Genomic DNA, 8280 nt, shown 5'->3' with positions numbered 1-8280 from the left:
CGACCTGGCCCTGCAACAGTTTCTACGTACCCAATTGCCCGATTATATGGTGCCCGTCGCCTTTGTCTCCCTCGACGCCATGCCCTTGACCCCCAATGGCAAGCTCGATCACCGACAACTGCCCGCACCCGAGGCCTTAACCTCCGATCATCACTATGTCGCCCCGCGCAATGCCATGGAACAAACACTGGCCTCCCTCTGGGCCGAGGTCTTGAAACGCGAGCGCGTCGGCATTTACGACAACTTCTTTGCCCTCGGCGGCGATTCCATTATCAGTATCCAGATCATCGCACGGGCCAATCAGGCCGGGATTAAACTCACCCCCCGCCAGATGTTCGAACACCAATGCATCGCCGAGTTGGCCACCGTTGCCGACACCGTCTCCACGACGCAGGCCGAACAGGGCATCGTCAGCGGTGAACTGCCGCTGACGCCGATTCAGCACTGGTTCTTCGACCAGCAGCCGCCCCAACCCCAGCATTGGAACCAGTCCTTTTTGCTCGAGGTCCATGCCCCGTTTGCACCCCAACACCTGGCTCAGGCCGTGGACCACCTTTGCAAACACCACGACGCCTTGCGCCTGCGCTTCACCTCCCACGACGCACACGGCTGGCAGCAATACAATGACGCCGTGGAATCCCACGCGGTCTTTTCCTTGTTTGATCTCAGTGACTTACCCGACGCGCAACACGCCCAGGCCATCACCGATGCCTGCTCCGCGCTGCAGGCCAGCTTCGATCTCCAGCACGGCCCCGTGTGGCGCTGTGCCCTGTTCCAACTCGGCCAGCAACAGTCACCGCGCCTGTTCATTACCTGTCATCATCTGGTCATCGATGGCGTCTCCTGGCGTATCCTGCTCGACGATTTGTATCAGGCCTACCAGGCCTGTTTCCAGGGACAGCCCGTGGTGTTACCCGCCAAAACCACCGCCTTTAAACACTGGGCGCAACAGCTGCACGACTATGCCCAATCCGATGCCTTACTCGCCGAGCGCGACTACTGGCTCACCCTGCACCGGCCCGAGGCCGCGCGCTTGCCACTTGATGTGGCCGACGACGACCTCGATCGCGACCGCAACACCGTCGCCTCGGTGCAAACCACTTCGCTCTCCCTGGCCGCGCAACACACCGAGGCCTTGCTCCATCGCGTGCCAACGGCCTATCGCACCCAGATCAACGATGTCTTGCTCAGCGCATTGGCCATGACCTTGTGTCAGTGGAGTGGCCACGACCGCGTGCTCGTCGATCTCGAGGGCCATGGCCGTGAGCCCTTGTTCGAGGAGCTCGATCTGTCGCGCACCGTCGGCTGGTTTACGTCGATCTTCCCGGTCTTGTTACACGGTCGTGAAGCGACCGACACCGATGACGGCATTGCCGCGCTGCTCAAGGCCAATAAGGAACACCTGCGGGCGATCCCCAACAAGGGCATCGGCTTTGGTGTCTTGCGCTACCTCGCTGACAACAACGATACCGCCATCAACAACGACGACGCACTGCCCCAGGCCAACATCAGCTTTAACTACCTCGGGCAGGTCGATGTCGCCTTGTCGAAGGACGTGCCCTTTACCCCCGCGCCGGAGGCCAAGGGGCCTGATCATGATCCGAACAGCCGCCGTGCTCACTTGATCGATGTCAGTGCCCATATTGCGGGCGGGAAACTGCACCTGCACTGGAGCTACAGCACCCACTTCCATCACGCGCACACCATCGAAACGCTGGCCAAGGACTACCTCGCGCAGTTGCAACGACTCATTAATCATTGCACCGCTGAACACGCCGGTGGGTACACACCCTCCGACTTCCCCCTGGCGCACCTCGACCAGACAGCACTTGATGCCATCTATGCGCGGACGCCGACGCTGGACGACATCTATCCGTTGTCGCCACTACAGCAGGGTCTTATGTTTCACACTCTCTACGCGCCAAACTCTGGCGTCTATTTTCACCAGTTCGCCTGTACGATAGAGGGAGCAATTGATCTAAATGCTTTCAAAAGGGCTTGGCATCTGACGGTTAATCGCCATGCCAGTTTGCGGGCCGCGTTCATCTATGACGGGCTCGAACAACCTTTACAACTCGTGCAACGTGAAGTTGATGTGCCGTTATACACGGCCGACTGGCGAGACAAATCTCACGAGGAACAAGCCGCACAACTACAAGTCTTTTTAGAAGAGGATATTAGTTGCGGCTTTGATCTCAAAGCTCCGCCCTTGCTACGCCTGGCGCTACTACAAACCGATGATGAGAGCCATTACTTCGTACTGAGTTTCCACCATCTATTGATGGATGGTTGGAGTTTCTCTCGATTTTTGCCCGAGGTATTCGTCAACTACGAAGCATTGTGTAAAGATAAAAAACCTCAACTTCCATATTCTCGTTCCTACCGTGACTATATTGCCTGGCTACAGCAGCGAGACCATGCCGGTGCAGAATCATTTTGGAGAAATGAGCTGGACGGATTCGCTAATCCCACTGAGTTAGGTACGCACAAACAGGTAAATGCAACAACGCAACATCACCTTTACATTAACCACAAAACCAAACTCTCTGAAGAGTTAACTAGTGACATTAAGGCGTTTTCTCAAACTCATCAGTTAACACTCAATACCGTGGTTCAAGGTGCATGGGCTTTGCTTTTACAACAATATAGTCAAAGTTCCGATGTTTGTTTCGGTATTACGGTTGCCGGGCGTCCTACTGATTTGCAGGGAGTTGAGTCTACGATAGGGCTATTCATAAATACCTTACCGTTACGCGTACAACTCAATAGCGATACGGAATTGGTTCCTTGGCTAAGTGAACTACAAGTCCACAATTCTGCGCTTCGCGAATACGACTTTACGCCACTTGCACAAATACAAACCTGGAGTGACGTAACTCCTGGACAAAAACTCTTTAATACACTGATGGTTTTCGAAAACTACCCTGTAGACAACACCATCTACCAGGTGAATAAAGAGCTCAATGCAATCCCAAACACAAACGAACGCATCAAAATAAAACCATTCCAACTACATGAACAGACCAATTACCCTCTGGCATTGCAGATCGCTCCAGGGGATCGTCTTATAATAAACTACGAATTTGATGAACAGCATTTTGATTTGAAGACGATAGAAAATATTGCGATGCACTTTGAACAGGCATTTAAACAATTTGTCTCTAAATCATCCGCCAAATTAGGAGAACTTGACTTACTGACAGAACATGAACATCAACAACTACTTGTGGATTGGAACAACACGTCCGCGTCTTACCCAGATAGCAGTTGCATACATCAGCTAATCGAAAAACAATGTGAAGAATCACCCAATGCGCTCGCTGCCATAATTGAAAATGAATCTCTAACATATGGAGAACTAAATGCACGTGCCAATCAACTAGCACACTATCTGCGAAAGCAAGGCGTTGTTGCTGACAATTTAGTTGGCATCTGTCTGGAACGTTCACTCGACATACTCGTGGCCATACTAGGTACGCTGAAAGCCGGAGGCGCTTACGTCCCAATAGATCCAGACTATCCTCAGGATCGAATAATGAACACGTTGCAGGATGCGAGCGTTAAACTCCTGATCACGAAGAAGGACTTGCTATCATCACTACCGGATTTACCTACTCGTGTAATTAATCGACTGGGTTACAAAGAAATCGTGCTCGATACTCTGTGGAGCGAAATCGCTGAATATTCTACGAAAAACCCTGAAAATCGCACAACACCGCAGAATCTTGCATATGTTATTTATACCTCTGGTTCGACGGCCAAGCCCAAGGGCGTGTTGAATCAACACGGCAGTCTATGCAACCTGGTTCAATCTCAAATTTGCAACTTTGAAATCACCAAAGACACACGCACTCTTCAGTTTTTCTCTGTTGCTTTTGATGGATCTGTTTGGGAAACCTTTAGCACGTTAGTTGCCGGGGGAACGCTTTGCATTGCCAACCAGAATCAGCGTCTGTCTACAGAGCAAATCGTAGAGTGGATGCGTTCGCAACATGTAACATTGGCGACTATACCTCCTTCCGTATTACTATCGGCGGGATCAAAACAAACGCTGCCTGATTTAAAAACGCTTATTTCCGCTGGCGAAGCGTGCCCACCGGCAATCACAAAACAGTGGGCACCGTATCTTCGATTTATTAACGCATATGGTCCAACCGAAAATACCATATGTGTTTCCTTTGCCCAATGCGACGGCAGTGAAACGATCCCCCCAATTGGACGCCCCATTCAAAATGTTACTGTATATCTACTCGACACAAACCTTAATCCTGTTCCTCCCGGTGTCATCGGTGAACTTTATGTTGGCGGAACAGGTGTCGCGCGGGGTTATCTCGGCCAACCGAGACTTACAGCAGAAAAGTTTTTGCCAAATCCATTTAACTCGAACCCCGGTGCACGTATGTATCGAACCGGCGACACTGCGCGCTATTTGCCTGACGGAAATCTTGAATACCACGGACGAATTGACTTTCAGGTTAAACTTCGAGGTTTTCGTATCGAGCTCGGTGAAATCGAAACTGTGTTGCGCACCCACTCGGATATTCGTGAAGCCGCTGTGTTGCTACAGAAAGACGCGCCCGGTGAGGGTCGTTTACACGCCTATATCGTTGCGGAGCCCGGCGCACACTTGCCTGAATCTCACACGCTAAGAAGTTTTATTCAGACATATTTACCGCACTACATGGTGCCTGCATCGTTCAGCGAAATCGAACACATACCGCTGACAAAAAATGGAAAGCTTGATCGCAATGCTTTGCTGTCACTCAAGTTAAATACCAACTCCACACAATTTGTTGCGCCCCGGGACTCAGTAGAACAGGCACTCGCTGATATTTTGAGCGAGGTTCTCAAAGTTGAACAGGTAGGAGTACATGATAATTTCTTCGAATTAGGCGGGCATTCATTATTGGCTACCCAGGTAATTTCTAAAATACAAAATCAACTAAATGTCGAACTTAAATTAAGTGTTTTATTTGAAAGCCCAACCGTTGAAACAGTCGCAACTTATATAAAAACGGTTGAGCAGGTAAAGCAAGATGCCACTGATAGCACGAGTGTAGCCACGGAAGAAAACTACCGGGAAATTGAATTCTAGCTGCCGTTATATATGGGCTAATACTCGCATGCAATAGCTGTAAGATAGATCGTATGAGGATTTTATGAGTATATTGAAGTTAATAAATGAAGTTCAAAAGAATGGAATTAGATTGTATCTAGATAACGGGATGCTTCGTTGCCTGGCGCCAAACGGCGTTATCCCCACAGAAATATATAATGAGATTAAAAATAGAAAAAGTGAAATCATAGATTTTCTAAATGAAGCGACAAACGAAAAATCTGCAATCACCACAAGGCCTGTGTCCTCTGATGACAAAATTCCATTATCATTTGCTCAACAACGACTTTGGTTTATAGACCAGCTACTTCCAAATAATTCTCTGTATAACATACACATGCCGGTACGTTTAAGTGGCCCATTAAATATCGCTGCACTGCATAGAACGTTTACTACTGTCGTTGCTCGACACGAGGCTTTGCGTACGGTTTTTGTTAACGACGAAGGAACTCCGAGACAGGTTATAGACCCACCAAGCGGTTTAGCACTTCCAATTATTGACCTGAGTGATTTAAATGAACGCGATGCTGAAGCGCACATGTATCAACTTGTCAAAGCCGAGTCTTGTACAATCTTTGATCTCAGCAAAGGTCCTCTCTTTCGTACTACGTTGCTTCGTTTGAGTCCTACCCATCATATAGTGATACTTAGCATGCATCATATCATTTCGGATGGTTGGTCGATGGGAGTTCTTACACGGGAATTGTCAATTTTATACACCAGCTTCACACATAATGCACCAAATCCATTACCACCGCTGGCAATACAATACGCAGATTTTGCCTATTGGCAACGCAACTGGTTAAAAGGCGAAGTATTAGAGCAGCAGTTGTCCTATTGGAAAAATCAATTGGAAAGTGCACCTCAACTACTGGAACTTCCGACTGACCGACCACGCCCCTCTGTACAGGGGTATCGAGGCGCCTCACTCCCGATTAATCTGCCAAGTGCTCTAAGCCAGAAACTCAGCAAACTCAGTTTACAACAAGGTGCAACTCTGTTTATGACATTGATGACCGCCTTGCATGTTTTACTATCAAAACTCAGCAACCAGTCTGACATATGCGTCGGCACACCTATCGCTAACCGACGCCATAGTGAACTGGAACCACTAATTGGTTTTTTTGCCAACACTTTGGTTATTCGTACATCTATGGATGACAATCCTTCATTCACAGAACTGCTATCCAAAACCAGACATACCATACTTGACAGCTATTCACATCAAGATCTCCCTTTTGAACAACTTATTGACAGCCTGAATGTTGAGCGGGAAATGAGCTATTCTCCGCTATTTCAAGTACTTTTTGGTTTGCAAAACGCACCGAAACCGTCTCTCAAGGAAGGCGAACTACAACTCCAAAACGTGGATACGCCCAACCCCATAGTTCGCTTCGACTTAGAACTCTTTCTAGTCGAATCGCCTCAAGGCATTAAAGGAAGCTGGCAGTACGATAAGGATCTGTTTGATGCAAAAACTATAGAACACTGGACGAACATGTTCGGTCAATTACTCGAACAGGTCGTGGCCAATCCTCATGCACGTCTCAGTGATTTGCTGCTTTTGGACAAGGAACAGTGGCAACAGAAAATGCTCGATTGGAACGACACCTCTGTCACCTATCCGGTCACGCCCTATCTGCATACCTTGCTCGATGCACATGCCGCGCATACGCCTGATGCACTCGCCGTGGTATTTGAAGATCAATCCCTGACTTACGCCCAACTCAACAGACGCGCCAATCAGCTTGCCTATTATTTACGCGCACAAGGAGTCGGCCCTGATGTCCTGGTCGGCGTGTGTATGGAACGCTCCTTCGATATGGTCGTCGCCCTGTTGGGTATTCTCAAGGCTGGCGGCGCCTATGTGCCGCTTGATCCTGAATACCCTACAGCACGCTTGCAGTTTATCCTGCAGGACACGCAAGCCCCGCTACTGCTCACGCAACAGCATTTGCTCACCACCTTACCTGCACTCGCGGTCGACCCTGTTTGTGTCGACACGCTCTGGCCTCAAATTCGGGACGCCAGCGTCGTCGTTTTGCCTACTCCCGCACCCGACAACCTGGCCTATGTCCTCTACACCTCCGGCTCCACCGGTCAACCTAAGGGCGTCGCTATTTCTCACGCCGGCCTTCGCAACCGCCTGCTGTGGATGCAAGATCACTTTAGGCTGCGCCCCCATGACCGCGTGTTGCAGAAAACACCGTTCAGCTTCGACGTGTCGGGTTGGGAGTTTTTCTGGCCGCTCATCACCGGTGCCTGTCTGGTCGTGGCCAGACCCGATGGACATAAAGACTCGGCGTATCTCAGCCACATCATTGATCAACAGCGCATTACCACGATTCACTTTGTGCCGTCTATGCTTCAGGTCTTTCTCGAGCAATTACCCGCGGACAGCGCGACATCACTACAGCGAATTATTTGTAGCGGAGAGGCCTTAACGCCGGCCTTGCAACAACGCTGTCAAACGCTACTCAGTGCCGATCTGCACAACTTGTACGGTCCCACAGAGGCCTCTATTGATGTAACGGCCTGGAACTGTTCCGCACAGGCCGACCCGTTGCGGGTGCCTATTGGAAAACCCATCGCCAATACCCAAACCTATATTCTGGACTCGTATCTTAATCCGCTTCCCGTCGGCGTACCCGGCGAGCTCTATCTTGGCGGAATCGGTCTGGCACGGGCGTATATCAACCGTCCCGGGTTAACCGCTCAAGCGTTTATCCCTCACCCCTTCGGTAATCAGGGCGAGCGCCTGTATAAAACCGGTGATCGTGCGCGTTATCTTGAAGACGGTAACATTGAGTACCTCGGACGCATTGACCACCAAGTCAAACTCCGAGGCTTACGTATTGAGCTTGGCGAGATAGAAGCGGCCTTATGTCTACACCCTGCTATCAGTGAAGCCGCCGTACTGTTGCGCGAAGACAGGCCCGGCCTGACACAGCTGGCCGCCTATATCGTGTGGCAAAATCAGGATGAAACGCTTGACAATCAGGCACTGAAAACCTTTTTACAAAAACAATTACCCGATTACATGCTGCCAACGACTTACACTTCGCTGGCCCAAATGCCGTTGACAACCAGTGGCAAACTCAATCGCAAGGCCTTGCCTGTTCCTGGCGTTATCACTTCCGCTCATGAGTATGTCGCGCCACGCA

General features: G+C 50.1%; 2 protein-coding genes. Both read left to right on the top strand.

Going from position 1 to position 8280, the window contains the following annotated elements:
* A partial coding sequence (locus OEZ43_21830; protein MDH5548220.1) for an amino acid adenylation domain-containing protein occupies positions 1-5095 on the top strand: 5095 nt, incomplete at its 5' end.
* A gap of 64 nt (positions 5096-5159) precedes the next feature.
* The coding region (locus OEZ43_21825; protein ID MDH5548219.1) for an amino acid adenylation domain-containing protein at positions 5160-8280 on the top strand (3121 nt) is incomplete at its 3' end.

The organism is Gammaproteobacteria bacterium, from assembly GCA_029881255.1.
In the GTDB taxonomy this organism is placed as follows: domain Bacteria; phylum Pseudomonadota; class Gammaproteobacteria; order S012-40; family S012-40; genus JAOUMY01.
Note: the sequence above shows the minus strand (reverse complement) of the source record. Positions and strands in the feature narration are given on the sequence as shown.